This is a genomic window from Adlercreutzia sp. (assembly GCF_056795635.1).
Genome location: NZ_JBQIIT010000007.1, coordinates 110857 through 126289, shown reverse-complemented (window position 1 = coordinate 126289; position 15433 = coordinate 110857). Strand labels below are relative to the sequence as shown.

The following is a 15433-nucleotide window of genomic DNA, read 5'->3' as shown; positions in this document are numbered from 1 at the left end:
TCCCTTCTCTTGTGAAAGGAGCGGACCTGAAGCCCGCCCCTGAACGTACTGCGTTTTCCGTTGCTCCTTTAGGCGCCGAACATATGCTCGATCATGGGGGTGACGACGATCCAGAGGGGCATGGTGGCGGCGAAGGCCAGGGTGGACACGGCCACGGTGGAGGCGCCTTCGCGAACATAGATGTTGTAGCGGCTGGAAATGATGATGCCCGAGAATGCCGGAGGCAGGGCGATGGCCAGCACGAACATCTGCAGCATGACGCCGTGGATGCCGCAAACGAGCCCGATGGCCAGGCCCACGGCCGGGGTCAGCAGGTTGCGGTAGAACACGTTCCACAGGGTTTCCTTGCCCAGGGCGAATTTCACCGTGGACAGGGCGATGCCGGCGGCGAACACGGCCAGGCCGGAGTTGGCCTTGGCGATGAGGCTGAAGCAGGGGTCCAGCTCGGCGGGGAACTGAATGCCCACCAGCACCAGGGCCACGGCCAAAAGGGGCACCCACACCACCGGCTGCTTGAGCGAGCTGACGATGGCGTTCAGGCTGGAGTTGTGATGCTGGGCCGGTGCGGCCGGGGCGCCCTTGGCCGTTGCGGCGGCTCCGGTAGCGGCCAGCTTCGTCTTACCGGTGGCCGCCTCGGCGTTCATGCCCTTGTTCACCAGGTAGAAGCCGATGGGAATGGTGATGGCATTCACGATGATGGCCACGATGGCCACCACGAGGCCCGTTTGGGTGCCGGTGCCGAACACTGGGTCCAGCACGGCGAAGCCCAGAAAGCCGATGGTGGGCGAGCCGGCGATGAGAGCGCACACGCCGGCCTCGGCGATGTTGTGCTTGAACATCTTCCAGCACAACAGGAAGCTGAGCAGGAACATGCCGATGACGACGCCCAGGCTCACGAGGGTCAGCGTGAGATCGCTGAACAGCATCTCGCGGGTGGCCTTAGTGATGGACAGAAACAGCGCGGCCGGCAGGGCGATGTCCAGCACGACCTTGTTCAGGCCCTGCATCTGGTCGTGGTCGAACTTGTGCAGCTTGCCGCCGAGGTAGCCGAGGATCATGATGGCGAAGATCGGCAGGATGTCGGCGATGATGATGTTGCCTATGTCTCCCATTTCGGGCCTTCTTTCTCGGTTGATGTTAGCTTGGGGCTCTGCGCCGGTCGGGGCTGCGGGGTACCTTGATTCGCTCAGACAGTCCTCGCTTTGTGGAAATGTCCACTGGACATTTCCAGTCGCTGTGGAACTCGCTCGGTCAAGGCACCCCGCATCCCCTCTACGCTTGGTCACGGTCGAGGGCGCATTCGACATGGCTCGGGGGGATGGGAAGCATGCCGGCCGCAGTTGATGACTTCCTAATCGACGAGTTTGCCGCCTTCGCGGTGCTCGGCCAGGTCTTCTTGCTCGTTGCCGACGAGGGGGCCGGTGACGGGCTGGGGGTTCAGGTAGGTGATGTGCCCTGATTCCTTGCCGGCGTGGATGGACAGCTCGCAGCACACCAGGGTGGGCTTGCGGCTCGCCACGCCAGCGGCCACGTACTGCTCCACCTCGGCGGGGGTGGTGGCGTAGTAGCCGGTGCCACCGAAGGCCTCCATCAGCTTCTCGTAGTGGGCGCACGCCGCAAGCGTCAGGGGCGAGGGGTCGCCGTCGTCGCCCAGGTTCTTGAAGTCGCCGCGGTAGATGCCGCCGTTGTTCAGCACCACCGCGGTCACGGGCAGGTTGTAGCGGCAGATAGTTTCCACCTCCATGCCGTCGAAGCCGAAGGCGGAATCGCCGTGGATGGAAATGACTGGACGCCCCGTGGTCACGGCCGCGCCGATGGCGTAGGGCAAGCCCACGCCCATGACGCCCCAGGTGCCGCAGTCCAGGCGGTGGCGGGGCAGGTACATATCGATGATGTCGCGACAATCGTCCAGGGCGTTGGCGCCCTCGTTGGCGATGTACACGTCGTGGTTGGCGTCGGTCACCTTCTTAATGGCCCCCAGGGCGTTGTAGTGGTTCATGGGCACGGTGTCGGCCGTCTCGGCTCCGCCGAAGCGGGCGTTGTTCTTCGCGGAATCGGCCTGGATGGAGGCGAGCCAGGCGGGATCGGCCTTGAAGGGATGGGCGGCCAGGTAGTCGTTGAACAGGCCCACGGTAGATTTCAGATCGCCCACCACCGGCGCGGCGATGTAGCGGGAGTTGTCGATCTCGGTGGGGTCGATGTCCACCTGGATGAACTTCACGTTCTCGTTCCAGTGCTTGCCCTTGCCGAAGTTGAGCATCCAGTTCAGGCGCGCCCCCAGCAGCACCACCACGTCGGCCTCGCGCATGGTCATGCCGCGGGCGCTGGCGGCGTTCTGCGGGTGGTTATCGGGCAAAAGGCCTTTGGCCATGGACATGGCCAAATACGGCGCCCCGGTGGCTTCCACGAACTGGCGCACCTCGTCGTCGCACTGGGCGTAGGCCGCGCCCTTGCCCAGGTAGATGAGGGGCTTCTTGGCGCTGGCCAGCACGGCCATGGCCTCATCGACGACGCTCTGGGCGGGAATTTGGGCCGGGGCCGGGTCGTTCACCTTGTACAGCAGGCCCTCGGCCACGGTGGCGTCGATGGTCTGGCCCAGGGTATCGCCGGGCAGGTCGATGTACACGCCGCCGGGGCGCCCCGAGCAGGCGGCGCGGATGGCCCGGGCCACCACGAGCGGAATGTCCGCCACCTTGTCGACCCGGTAGGCGGCCTTGGCGAAGGGCTTCGCGTAGTTCAGCTGGTCGAGCCCCTCGTAGTCGCCCTCGCCCAAGTCGATGAGCTCGCGGGACGAGGAGCCGGCCATCATGATGACGGGCCAGCCGTTCTCGGTGGCCTCCTTCAAGGGCACGATGCCGTTCAGGAACCCGGGGGCCGATACGGTGAGGTACAGGCCGGGCTTGCCGGTGATGAAGCCCTCGGCCGCAGCGGCGTTGCCGGCGTCGGCCTCGTGGCGCATGCCGATGTAGCGGATGCCCTTGGCCTGGGCGATGCGGGCCACATCGGTCACGGGAATGCCGATGACGCCGTACATACGGTTCAAATCGTTCTTCAGCAGCGATTCAACCAGCACGTGGAATCCGTCGGTGAGGTTGGTGCTCGCGGCCGGCGCGGCCGTGGGAGTGGTAGCCATGGATGCCTCCTGAAAGTGAGCGTGGACAGGGAGAAGCAGTGCTTCTCTATGAAATATAGTCCGCGCCACGACTTGTTTCGGCTGCTGGTGGCCGCTGTTGGCGGGAGGTTGCCGAATTGCATTGGAAAGGCTACGTGGTAAGCATATAGGGCGGCGGGGACGAGGGCTATAATCGAAGCTGAGCCGGAAGGGCGCACATAATATAGCGAAGGTGATGGTCATGGATCGCGAGCGGGAGATCGTTAAGGCGAGCGTGTACGGCATTGCGGGCAATCTGCTGCTCGTGGCATTCAAACTGGCCGTGGGATTGGTGTCCCATTCCATCGCCATCATTCTGGACGGCGTGAACAACGCCACCGACGCCCTGTCCTCCATCGTGACCATCGTGGGCACGAAGCTGGCCGGGCGCCGCCCCGATCGCCGCCATCCTTTCGGCTACGGGCGCGTGGAGTACCTGACGAGCGTGGTCATCGCCGTTATTATCCTGGTGGCCGGCGTAGTGTCGCTGCGGGAATCGGTGGTGAAGATCATCCATCCGGGCGCGCCGAGCTATTCGGTTGTCACCATCACGGTCATCGTGGTGGCCATTTTGGCGAAGATCGCCATCGGCATCATGTTCAAGCGCTTCGGCGACAAGACGCACTGCGAGGCGCTTATCGCCTCGGGGGTGGATTCCAACTACGACGCCGTGCTGTCGGCGGGCACGCTGGTGGTGGCTGCGGCCCAGAACCTGTGGGGGCTCAACATCGACGGTGTCGTGGGCCTCATCATCTCGCTGGTGGTATGCAAGGCCGGTATTGAGGTGCTGCGGGACGCGCTGGGTCCCATCATCGGGCTGCCGGAGGACAAGAAGCTGGTGAACGCCATCGCCACCTACGTGAACGGGTTTCCCGGGGTGCGGGGCACCTACGACATTGTGTTGGACAATTTCGGGCCCAACGAGGTGCTCGGCGGCCTGCACATCGAGGTGGACGATGCCATGGATGCCCGCGAGATTCACGAGCTGACGCGCAAGATCACCGAGGGGCTTGCCGAGAAGTTCCGCATCCGGGCCATCGTGGGCATTTACGCGGCCAACAGCCAAGGGCAGTTCGCCGATATGCGCGCGGCCCTGCAGAAGATCGTGGCCGAGGAGCCGGCCATCGAGCAAGTGCATGGGTTCTACGGGGATACGGAAGACGCCACGGTGTACTTCGACATGGTGGTGGACTTCTCGGCCGACGGGGAGGCGGTGCGCGACGCGGTGGTGAAGGCGCTGTCGGCGCGGTATCCGGCCTACTCGTTCGATGTAGTGATCGATACGGATTATGAGGAGTAGGGACTCTGGCTGGTTTGGCGGCTGTCCGGTCCCCGCGCGGGAGGGGTGCGTTCACGGCCGACTTCGCGCTGGTTCCCGCTGCGAACGCGGCTGGAGAAGCAGAGGGGATGACGCACATCGGTCGGTACTATCCCCCGCATCGTTGGTGCTGAAGTGGAATCTGCTTCTTTTGGGCCGCGTTCTTCGCGGGGCGCTCAGACGTCCGCGAACGCGCCCCTCCTGCGCGGGGACCTGCTTGGTCTGGTTGATGTTGGGGCATAAAGAGAGGGAGCCTTTCGGGCTCCCTCTCTTTGGTGCTGGGGGTGTTGGCTTTTACGCCTGGGGCTTGTCGTTGGAGGGAGTCTCCTCCACGATGGTGACGCTGGCCTGGGCGTCCTCGATGTAGTTGTCGGGCACGACGACGGCCGGCTCGGCGGCGGCTGCCTCGGCGGCGGCGGGGGTCACCGGGGCGGGGTCGGACACGAGGGTCTCGGTGGCGACGGCTACCGGGGCGGCCGGGGCCTGCGGGGCGGCGGGCTGCTGGGGAGCGGCCGGCTGGGCCGGGACCGCGGGAGCCGTGGGAGCGCCGTAGGCAGGGGCGCCGTAGGGAGCGGCCATGGCGTAGAGCTTCTTGTCCTTGTTGGCGTTCACGGCCACGATGATGCAGAGCACGAGCGAGATGATGCCCGCGCCGAGGAAGGCGGCGACGGCGCCCACGATGTTCCACACCATGACGCCCTTCAGCTTCTCGGGCTTGTTGGCGCCGCGCACGCCCATGATGCCGGCGATGAGCACGAGCACCAGGCAGGCAAAGCCCCAGAACACGAAGGCGCCCACCAGGCCGAGCAGCATGTTGATGTCGCTCATCTCGATGATGTAGCCCTCGTCGGTGTAGAAGTAGTCGTAGCCGGAATTGTTGATGGCCGCACCGCCGGCGCCGAGGCCGGCCCAGGCGATCAGGATGCCGATGATGCCGAGGGACGCGAGCACGATGTTGGCGATGCTCATGCCCTTGATGGCTTTGGCGTGGGAGGTGTTCATGGTGGTTCTCCTTATTCGGGGACAAAATGACAACGGTGACAGTATAGCCCTAGAACCTTGATCGACAAGCTAATCATTGCCCTGTAGACCGTTTGTTGACAAGTGTCAGTACGGAGCGTTGTGGATTCTGGCGGGTTTCGTCGTGAGGGTGGCGCGGTGGTTTTCCGCAGTTTCGTCAGGGATGGTTTCCCGTGTCGGAAAGTTCCCGTATGGTTCGTCGCCCCGATGCATTCCGCGTTCTGCTCATTCTTCGGGCCGGCCTGCGAGTTGCACCGCTGGGCGGCGGGAAACCATTCGGAAACACGGGCCCGGGCGCCGGCTGATACACTGGCGCATGTCTAACCTGAACAAGAAGAGGGAGAAGCCTATGAACCGACTCTCTATCGAGGCGCGGGCCGTCCACGACGGGCGGCTGCGGGCGTTTCTCGATCGCTTCGAGCGGCGCGTGGTCGCCACGCCCCCGGGGATGTGCCCGGTGGCGCTGACCACCACGCTGCTGGAGGCGAGCGCCGCCCAGACCTGCGGCAAGTGCGTGCCCTGCCGCGACGGCCTGCCCCAGGCCGCGGCTCTCATGGGCTCGGTGCTGGCGTGCCGCGCCACCGAGGGGGATATGGAGCGCCTGCGTGCGTTGGCCGAGCTGGCCCGCGACGGCTCCGATTGCGCCATCGGTTCGGAGGCCGGCGCGGCCGTGCTCGCGGCCCTGGACGAGTTCGCCGACGAGTTCGCCTCCCACGTGCAGCGCCGCCGCTGCACCGAGGGTGTGGGCCAGTCGGTGCCCTGCGAGACCGATTGCCCCGCCCATGTGAACGTGCCCGGCTACATCGCCCTGGCCGGAGCGGGGGATTGCGCCGGTGCCGTGGCCATGATTCGCAAGGACAACCCGTTCCCCACGGCCTGCGCCTTCGTGTGCGAGCATCCCTGTGAGACCCGCTGCCGGCGCATGCTCGTGGATGCGCCCCTGAACATTCGCGGCATCAAGCGCTACGCCGTGGACCGGGCCGCCGCCGACGAAGTGGCCGTGCCCGAGGCCCTGCCGGCCACGGGGCGCCGCATCGCCGTGGTGGGCGCGGGCCCCTCGGGACTCACCTGCGCCTATTTCGCTGCCCTTATGGGCCATGAGGTGCACGTGTACGAGGGCCGCACCCAGCTGGGCGGCATGATGCGCTTCGGCATTCCCTCCTACCGCTTCCCGCGGGAGCGCCTGGATGAGGACATCGCCGCCATCCTGCGGGCCGGCGACATCACTGTGCACGCCGGCGAGGCGGTAGATGCCGCGGCCCTGGAGCGCCTGGCCGCCGATTTCGACGCTCTGTACGTGGCCATCGGCGCCCACGGGGCCAAGACCCTGCGGTTGGAAAACGAGGGGGCCGCGGGCGTGTTCTCGGCCGTGGAGCTGCTCGGCGCCATCGGCGAGGGAGAGATTCCCGACTTCACGGGCAAGTCAGTGGTGGTGGTCGGCGGCGGCAACGTGGCCATGGACTGCGCCCGCACCGCCGTGCGCTGCGGCGGCGAGGTGACGGTGGTGTACCGCCGCCGCCTGGAGGACATGACGGCCCTGGCCGCCGAGGTGGAGGCCGCCATTGCCGAGGGCGTGGAGATGCGCCCCTTGCAGGCGCCGGTGGGCCTGGCCGTGAACGAGGAGGGCGCCGTGCGGGCGCTTATCACCCAGCCCCAGATGGTGGGCCCGATGAAGGGTGGCCGCCCCGCGCCCGTGGCCGCCGACAAGCCCGAGACGGTCATTGCCGCCGACGTGGTGCTCGTGGCCATCGGCCAGGACATCGTGTCCGATCCCTTCGAGGCCTTCGGCATGGCCGCCGATCGCGGTCGCTTCACGGCGGACAACTTCCTGGTGGCCGAGGGCTTCACCAACGTGTTCGCCGGCGGCGACTGCCAGACCGGCCCTGCCACGGTGATCCGCGCCATTGCCGCGGGCAAGGTGGCGGCCCGCAACATCGACGCCTACCTGGGCTACAACCACACCCTGGATTGCGGGGTGGAGGCGCCCCCGGCGGTGCCGAACCGCCGCGTGCCCACGGGGCGCGTAGCGGTGGCCGAGCGCCCAGCCCGCGAGCGCGCCCGCGATTTCGCGGCTACCGAAGAAGCCATGTCCACCGAAGAGGCCGCCCAGGAGTGCGGTCGCTGCCTGCGCTGCGACGTGTTCGGCTGCGGCAGTGCGGAAGGGGGTCGCATCCAGTATGCCTAACCTGATCATCGACGGCCGCGCCGTGACCGTGCCCGCGGGCACCACCATCGTGGAAGCGGCTCGGGAGGCCGGCGTCGCCATTCCCACCCTGTGCTACCTGAAAGACGTGAGCAATGTGGGCTCCTGCCGCGTATGCGTGGTGGAGGTGGAAGGCGAGCCGGAGCTCGTGGCCGCCTGCAAGACCCCGGTGGCCGAGGCCATGGTGGTGCGCACCGATACCCCGCGGGTCGCGGAGGCCCGGCGCCTCGCCTTGGACCTGGTCATTTCCAACCACGGCCTGAATTCCACCAACTTCTGCTTCAGCTGCCTGAAGAACGGCGACTGCGAGCTGCAGGACCTCTGCCGCGATCTGGGGGTGGAGACGCCCAGCTTCCCCGTTCCCGAGAAGAACGCCCCGGTGCGGGACGCGAACCCGTTTCTGCGCTTCGACCCGCGGCTGTGCATCGGCTGCCAGCGCTGCGTGGGCGCCTGCAACAACCAGGCCCGCAACCACACGCTGCAAACGGTCCAGCGGGGCCTGCGCGCGGCCGTCGAGGCCCCCTTCGGGCCCGACTGGCGCGCCACGGGCTGCGAGAGCTGCGGCTGCTGCGCGGCGGCCTGCCCCACCGGCGCCATCGTGGAGAAGCGTCGCGCCGACTATCGCGCCTGGGAAGTGAGCGCCGTGCGCACTACCTGCCCCCACTGCGCCACGGGCTGCCAGTACGACCTGCTCGTGAAGGACGGCCGCATCGTGGACACGCGCCCGGCCGACGGGCCCTCCAACCACGGCCGCCTCTGCGTGAAGGGCCGCTCGGGCAGCTTCGACTTCGTCCAGGCGTCCGATCGCCTCACCACGCCCCTCATCCGCAACTGCGCCACCGGGGCGCTGGAGCCGGCCGGCTGGGACGAGGCGCTCGATTACGTGGCTGAGAACTTCAAGCGCATCATCGGCGAGACCGGCCCCGACTCCGTGGCCGCCTTCGCCTGCTCGCGCTCGGCCAACGAGGACATCTACCTGCTGCAGAAGATGGCGCGGGCCGCCTTCGGCACCAACAACGTGGACAACTGCGCCCGCGTGTGCCACGCCCCCACCGTGGCGGGCCTGGCCATCACCCTGGGTTCCGGCGCCATGACCAACACCATCGCCGACATTACCGACACGCCGGACGTCATCATGATGGTGGGCTCCAACATCGAGGAGGCCCACCCGGTCATCGGCATGCAGGTGCGCGCCGCCGTGGAGCGCGGCAGCAAGCTCATCGTGGTGGACCCGCGCGACATCCGCATTGCCGAGAGGGCCGACATCCACCTGAAGCTGCGCCCCGGCACCAACGTGGCCTTCGCCAACGGCTTCGCCCGGGCACTCATCCACGCGGGCCTGGCCGATGACGCTTTCATCGAGGAGCGCACTGAGGGCTTCGACGCCTTCGCCGCCATGGTGGAGGAGTACACGCCCGAGCGCGTGGCCGAGATCTGCCACATCGACCCGGACGATCTGGTGGCCGCCGCCGAGCTGTACGGCCGGGCCGACCGCGCCCCCATCATCTACTGCCTCGGCGTGACCGAGCACTCCACGGGCACCGAGGGCGTCATGTCGTTGTCGAACATCGCCCTGGTGGCCGGCAAGCTGGGCCGTCCCGGCTGCGGCGTGAACCCCATCCGCGGCCAGAACAACGTGCAGGGCGCCTGCGACATGGGGGCCACTCCGGCCGACTTCCCGGGCTATCAGAAGGTGGCCAACCCCGAGGTGCGGGCCAAGTTCGAGACGGCCTGGGGCGTGGCGCTGCCGGAGAAGCCGGGGCTCATGGCCACCGAGTGCTTCGGTGCCATGAAGGACGGCCGCATCCGGGGCCTGTTCATCTTCGGCGAGGACCCGGTGCGCACCGATGCCGACACGAACCACGTGATGGGCGCCTTGGAGGCCCTGGACTTCCTCGTGGTGGACGATCTGTTCCTCACCGAGACGGCGGCCCTGGCCGACGTGGTGCTGCCCGGGCGCAGCTACGCCGAGAAGGAGGGCACCTTCACCAACACCGAGCGCCGCGTCCAGCGCATTCGCCCGGCTGTGGAAATCGAGGGAACGCGCCCCGACACCTGGATCTTCACTGAGATCATGAACCGCATGGGCTACCCGCAGCCCCACCTGAGCCCGGCGGCCATCATGGACGAGGTGGCCTCGCTCACTCCCAGCTACGGCGGCATCAGCCACGAGCGCCTCGATAGCGCTGCGGTGGCCGGGGGCGGGCTTCAGTGGCCCTGCCCCACGGCGGATTCTCCGGGCACGCCCATCATGCACGTGGGCACCTTCAGCCGCGGGAAGGCGAAGTTCTCCGACGCGGAGTACCGTCCCGCCGACGAGCTGCCCTGCGGCGAGTTCCCCCTCGTGCTCATGACCGGGCGCGTGCTGCACCACTACAACGCCTGTGCCATGACTGCGCGGACCGAGGGGCTCAACGCCATGGGCGACACGTCGTTCATCGAGCTGAACGATGCCGATGCGGCGGCCCTCGGCGTGGCCGACGGCGACCGGGTCCGGGTGGAAAGCCGCCGTGGTTCCCTGGTCACCACGGCCCGCGTGTCGCCCAAGACCTCGCCGGGCGAGACGTGGATGCCCTTCCACTTCCAGGACGGCAACGCCAATTGGCTCACCAACGCGGCCTTGGACGACGTGTGCAAGGTGCCCGAGTACAAGGTGTGCGCCGTGGCCGTCAGCCGGGCCGAGGCCTAAGGCACCCGGAGGGCGGCGTCCCGCCGGCCCATCGGCTCGTTGAGCCGGTAAAGCCGACGAATCGCCTCATCAATGGGGGTGAGGCGGTGAAGAACGTGGACAATTTATGGGAATGGGCCCCGACGGCCCCCGGAGAGCGCGTTTCCGGGGGCCGTTTTCTCGTTCGCTGTGGGAAAATGCTGGGCGAGAGACGAGGTGTTAACAAGCGCATCTGAGGAGATCGTCACCTATGGAACTAACGCGGAGAAGTTTCCTTGCCGGAGCCGGGCTGGCCGCTGCGGCCGCCTCGGCGACGTTTGCGCCGACGGCTGCCTGGGCCGATGACGAGACCGCCGCCGAGGCCCCGACCGAGGGCGAGCAGGAGTGGCGACCTATCGTCTGCGAGGGCTGCCCGCTGGGCTGCACCGGGGCCATCGTCTGCGAGGACGGCGCGGCCCTTGCCGTTGTCGGCGACGAGGCCAACCCCTTCACGGGCGGAAAGCTGTGCACCCGGGGCCAGCGGCTCTTGGACCTGCGGGAGGAGCGCGACCCGGCCACCGGCGAGAAGGTGGCCAACCCGCGCCGCCTGGCCACGCCGCGGGTGCGCCGTTCCGGCGCTGCGGAGTGGGAGGACATCTCGTGGGACATGGCCCTGGGCGAGATCGCGGCCCTGGTGAAGAAGACCCGCGACGAGAGCTTCGTGGAATACGAGGGCGAGCTGCCCGTCATGCGCACTGAGGCGCTGGCTAGCTTCGGAGGTGCCAAGCTGCTCGTGGAGGAGCAGTACCTGCTCATGAAGGCCCTGCGCAGCTGGGGCGTCGTGCATCTGGACAGCGAGGCCGCCGGCGGCCGGCGCATCTTCGGGGCCGGCACCGAGGCCACCTTCGGCATCGCCGAGCCCTCTTCGGCCTTGAACGACATGGTGAATTCCCAGGTGATTCTCACGGTGGGCGCCGATCATGTTGCCTCCCAGCCCCTTACGGCCCGCTGGATCGAGCAGGCCCGCGACCGGGGCGCCCGCTGGATCGTGGTGGACCCAGTGCGCAGCCGCACGGCTGAGATGGCCGATACCCACGTGGCCCTGCGCCCCGGCACCGACATCGCCTTCTTCGGCGGCCTCGTGAAGTACATTCTGGATCACAACCTCTGGCAGCCCGAGTACGTGCTGAACTATACGAGCGCCTCCTTCCTGCTGGACGACGGCTTCGCCTTCGACAGCGGCAGCGGCCTGTTCTCCGGGTGGGACCCGTTCTCGGGCACCTACGACAAGGCGCATTGGGGCTGGCAGATCGACGGCACGGAGACGTGGAACATGCGCTACGAGGGCGAGTTCGCCTGGGTGCGCGGCGAGGGCGTGCCCGTGTGGGCCATCCCCTCGACGCCGAAGCCGGTGCGCGACATCACGCTCCAGCATCCCTCCAGCACGTGGATGCGGCTCCAGGAGTTCTATGGGCGCTACGATCTTGACACGGTGAGCACTGTGTGCGGTGTGGACCAGGCCGTGTTGGAAGGGGTGTACGAGATCGTCGCCGCCACGGGGGCGCCCGATCGGGCGGCCAAGATCATCGCCGGGGCCGGGCTCGTGCAGCACGGCACGGGGGCCCAGGCCGCCCGCGCCGCCTGCGTGGCCCAGCTGCTGCTCGGCAACGTGGGGCTGCCCGGGGGCGGTATCGCTTACGCCGGCGGCGCGGCGGGGGAGGCCACGGCCGATGTGGTGGGCCTGCGCCCCGACTGGCTGCCGGGGGGCATGGCGTGGCCCACGACCGACGACGGCACGCTCCAGGCGTGGTTGGAGGGGCGCGTGGCCCCGGCCGGCTCCCGCGCCCAGGATCCGAAGCGCCTCGTGTCCGTCCTGCGGGAGTGGTGGGGCGCGGCGGCCACCGCCGAGAACGACTACGGCTACGACTGGCTGCCCAAGCGGGCCGCCGCCGCGGAAGGCGACTTGTTCGCCGCCTTGGCGGCGGGAACGGTGCGCGGCTGCTTCACCTGGTCGGCCGACCTGCTGGCCGCGGCCCCTGGCGGCTTCGATGGGAGCACCCTGGGCTCGCTGGAATGGCTCGTGGTCGTGGAAAGCGCCCTGGACGATACGGCCTCGTTCTGGAACGCGCCGGATGTGGACGCCGCGACGGTGGGCACGACGGTGTACGTGCTGCCCGCGGCCGTGGGTCCCGAGAAGGGAGGCCTGCGGGCGAGCGGCCGCATGGTGCAGCACGCCGACGCGGCCCTCGAGCCGTTCGGGGAGAGCCGCTCCGAGCTCGCCATCATCGGCGATCTGTGGCGCCGCGTGCGCAACCTCTACGACACGAAGGGGGGCACGGGGGCCGCGCCTCTGCTGAATGCCCAGTGGAACTACCTGGCAGACGAGCGGGTGGATCCGGCCCGGGTGGCCTGGGCCCTCAACGGCTATGTCGTGGAGGACAGCGACTTCGACAGCACCGCCGTGCGCCTCTTGGAGGGGCCTGACGGCCTGCGGGCCGATGGGACGGTGGCCTGCGCCGTACCAGCCCTGGCCGGGTGCTGGAACAGCGTCGCCTCCCTCGAGCGGGCCGCGGAACAGCCCGTGGGCCGGCGGGATGCCACCGACGAGAGCGGGCTGGGGCTCTTTCCCCAGTGGGGCTTCACCTGGCCCGGCAACGTGCGGGTGCGCGGCAATCGGGCCAGTGCCAATCTGGCCGGCCAGCCTTGGAACGCGGCGGCTGACCTGCTCCATTGGGACGGCCAGAGCTGGATTCTCATCGATCAGCCCGACTTCGCCGCTCTGCGCGACGGACGCTGGCTCGCGCCGGATAACCGCGCCTTCCCGGGTCTGTGGGAAGAGACGGGGCTGCTCGCGTCCGACCGCTTGGGCGACGGGCCCCTGCCCGAGCACTACGAGCCGTTGGAATCGTCGCTGAACAACCGCCTGAACGGCTCCTACGCCTCGCCGGTCCTGATGGCTGCGGCCTCTCGGGCAGCCGGGGCGGCATCCGATGCCGGGGAAGGGGCAGAAGCGGACGCGGTCGAGGAGGGCGCCGAGGGCGTTGCGGCCGCCGGGGCGGTGGATGCCGCGGTGCAGGATGCCCTCGCACCGGATTACCGCGCCATCGAGGTAGACCGGACGGCCTACCCCATCGTGGCGGTGGTGAACAACGGCCGGGGTGAGACAGCGGCCCTGCGCGGTCTTTCCGCAGCGGCCCGGGCCTTCGAGCCCGGTTGCTTCGTTGAGGTGTCGCCGGCCCTGGCCCGCATTCGCGATCTGGCCACGGGGGACACCGTGCGGGTGTTCAACGAGCGCGGCTCCCTCGAGGCGCCGGTGCTCGTAACGGGGCGCGTGGCCCCCTTCCCCTGCGAGGACAGCGAGGCCCACGTTATCTGCCTGAACGGCATGGCTCCGCGCACGGCGGCCTCGGCCCCTGCGGAGGTTTCCGCCTGTCATTGGAACCGGCTCGTTCCCGGGGCCGCCGGAGCGGCTGCGGCGCGCGACGGCAAGGGATTCCTCGTGAACATCGAGAAGGCCTAAGGGAGGATCCATGGGAGAGAACGCCATTCTGTTCGACGGAAGCCGCTGCGTGGCCTGCCAGGCCTGCGCCATCGCCTGCAAGGAGCGGCGCTGGCTGCCCCTGGCCGCCGAGGCCGGCAACGAGCCCGTGGCCGACGCCTACGAGCGCCCGGCCGACCTAGACGGATCAACGCCGCTGGCCATCGCCCTGACCGAGCGCGAAGTGCCGGGGCGCGGCCTGGTGTGGGAGACGGCCCGCCGCGGGTGCGTTCGCTGCGCCGAGCCCCCCTGCGGTCAGGTGTGCCCCACCGGCGCCCTTGAGATCGTGGAAGGGACCGGGCTGCTGGGCCCGGTGGCGGATCGCTGCGTGAGTTGCGGCCTGTGTGCCATGGTGTGCCCCGTGGGCGCGCCCCACGGCTCGGGAGAGCATGGCCCGGTGCGTCTGTGCGACGGATGCGCCAACCTGGTGGCCAATGGGGAGTTGCCGGCCTGTGTGGCCGCGTGCCCTGTTGATGCCCTGACTTTCGGTCCGCGCGAGGAGGTGCTGGAGCGGGCCCAGGAGCGCGCCGCCGTGCTGCGGGAGCGCGGGTGGGACCGCGCCAATGTGCTGGGGGCTGTCGAGCAGGGCGGCCATGGGGTCGTGCAAGTGCTCAAGTACGGAACGGAGGGCCATCTGAACGAGGCCTTCGCCACCGCAGGGGAGATTCCCTGGATCGCCGCGGCCCGTATGGCGGGGCCCGTTTCTCTGGCCGTGTTGGCGGCGGGGGCCGCCGGTGCCACGGTGGCCCTGGCTCGCGAGGCGAACCGTCTGCGCCGCGAGCGCTCCGAGGCCGTGCGCACGCCGCTGGCCATGGCCGCCGAGGGAGCCTCCTGGTGGCCGGTGGCCGAGGAAGGGGCCGGCGCTTCCCCGGCGCCCGTGGCCGAGGGCGTTGCTGTCGAGGGGACGGATGGCGCCTCGACGGGAAGCGCCCTGGATGCCGCCCTCCGCAAGCGCGAGGCCCTGCGGGCCCGGGCCACGGCTGCCTCGCCGGCAGCTGCGGCCGCTGCCGCGGCAGCCGCAGCGGGGGAGGAGCCGCATCTTATCCCCGTCGCCTTTGAGAGTTGCCCGGCCGGCACCGAGAGCGGGAGCGCCTGGGGCGTACCGACGGGGGATGATGGTCTTGCTGAAGGCGTCAGTGCATCCGACGGCCTGGGCGAGAGCCCTGTTGCTGACGCGGACGCCGCCGGCGAGCTGCCCCCGATCGACGGCCTCAGCCCCACCGACGAGATACCCGTGGTCGACGAGTGCGGCACCACAGGCGAGATACCGGTGATCGACGAGCTGGGGGACACGGGGGAGATTCCCGTTATCACTCTCGCCGATGATGGGGCGGCCACCGCTGCCGGGTCGTCGACGGTCGAAGGCGTGCCCAGCGACGGAAGTGCTACAGGAGAGATTCCCGTGGTAGACGGCAAGAGCGACACGGGAGAGCTCTACAACGTGGAGGATTTCCGCCGTCTGCTCGCTGCCGACCTCGTTGCCCACCACCTGGCCCGCAAGGCCGCCTCTCCCGCGGAGGATGACGGTGACGAGGACGACGCTCCCCACACGTAGT

Annotated in this window: 8 protein-coding genes; 5 read left to right on the top strand and 3 right to left on the bottom strand. The window is 68.6% G+C overall.

The window, feature by feature from the left end:
• Positions 1-68: 68 nt before the first annotated feature.
• Both ACTOXK_RS06445 and oxc read right to left on the bottom strand, forming a co-directional pair.
• A complete protein-coding gene (locus ACTOXK_RS06445; protein ID WP_482276851.1) occupies positions 69-1112 on the bottom strand; it encodes an AEC family transporter in 1044 nt (347 codons plus the stop codon).
• 239 nt (positions 1113-1351) lie between these two features.
• A complete protein-coding gene (gene oxc, locus ACTOXK_RS06440; RefSeq protein ID WP_482276850.1) occupies positions 1352-3133 on the bottom strand; it encodes an oxalyl-CoA decarboxylase in 1782 nt (593 codons plus the stop codon).
• Positions 3134-3353: 220 nt separating this feature from the next.
• Between oxc and ACTOXK_RS06435 the strand changes: the two genes are divergently transcribed.
• Complete coding sequence (locus tag ACTOXK_RS06435) at positions 3354-4451, top strand: cation diffusion facilitator family transporter (RefSeq protein WP_482276849.1); 1098 nt, start codon at positions 3354-3356, stop codon at positions 4449-4451.
• Between the two features lie 312 nt (positions 4452-4763).
• Here the strand turns inward: ACTOXK_RS06435 and ACTOXK_RS06430 are convergent, their stop codons facing one another.
• A complete protein-coding gene (locus tag ACTOXK_RS06430; RefSeq protein WP_482276848.1) occupies positions 4764-5471 on the bottom strand; it encodes a hypothetical protein in 708 nt (235 codons plus the stop codon).
• Between the two features lie 367 nt (positions 5472-5838).
• Between ACTOXK_RS06430 and ACTOXK_RS06425 the strand changes: the two genes are divergently transcribed.
• From ACTOXK_RS06425 to ACTOXK_RS06410, 4 genes are all read left to right on the top strand, one after another.
• Positions 5839-7674: an NAD(P)-binding protein gene (locus ACTOXK_RS06425; protein WP_482276847.1), complete on the top strand. Its 1836-nt coding sequence runs from the start codon at positions 5839-5841 to the stop codon at positions 7672-7674.
• Positions 7667-10381 (top strand): formate dehydrogenase subunit alpha, encoded by a 2715-nt coding sequence (gene fdhF, locus ACTOXK_RS06420; protein ID WP_482276846.1) that lies wholly within the window; start codon positions 7667-7669, stop codon positions 10379-10381. Before ACTOXK_RS06425 ends, fdhF begins: the two co-directional genes overlap by 8 nt.
• Positions 10382-10610: 229 nt before the next feature.
• Complete coding sequence (locus tag ACTOXK_RS06415) at positions 10611-13859, top strand: molybdopterin-dependent oxidoreductase (protein WP_482276845.1); 3249 nt, start codon at positions 10611-10613, stop codon at positions 13857-13859.
• A gap of 10 nt (positions 13860-13869) precedes the next feature.
• Positions 13870-15432, top strand: coding sequence for a 4Fe-4S dicluster domain-containing protein (locus ACTOXK_RS06410; RefSeq protein WP_482276844.1), 1563 nt, complete (start codon positions 13870-13872; stop codon positions 15430-15432).
• Position 15433: the final 1 nt, after the last annotated feature.

Excerpts from the sequence above, each read along its gene's own strand:
- ACTOXK_RS06445 (WP_482276851.1), bottom strand. The coding sequence starts at position 1,112 with ATGGGAGACATAGGCAACATCATCATCGCCGACATCCTGCCGATCTTC.
- oxc (WP_482276850.1), bottom strand. The coding sequence starts at position 3,133 with ATGGCTACCACTCCCACGGCCGCGCCGGCCGCGAGCACCAACCTCACC.
- ACTOXK_RS06435 (WP_482276849.1), top strand. The coding sequence starts at position 3,354 with ATGGATCGCGAGCGGGAGATCGTTAAGGCGAGCGTGTACGGCATTGCG.
- ACTOXK_RS06430 (WP_482276848.1), bottom strand. The coding sequence starts at position 5,471 with ATGAACACCTCCCACGCCAAAGCCATCAAGGGCATGAGCATCGCCAAC.
- ACTOXK_RS06425 (WP_482276847.1), top strand. The coding sequence starts at position 5,839 with ATGAACCGACTCTCTATCGAGGCGCGGGCCGTCCACGACGGGCGGCTG.
- fdhF (WP_482276846.1), top strand. The coding sequence starts at position 7,667 with ATGCCTAACCTGATCATCGACGGCCGCGCCGTGACCGTGCCCGCGGGC.
- ACTOXK_RS06415 (WP_482276845.1), top strand. The coding sequence starts at position 10,611 with ATGGAACTAACGCGGAGAAGTTTCCTTGCCGGAGCCGGGCTGGCCGCT.
- ACTOXK_RS06410 (WP_482276844.1), top strand. The coding sequence starts at position 13,870 with ATGGGAGAGAACGCCATTCTGTTCGACGGAAGCCGCTGCGTGGCCTGC.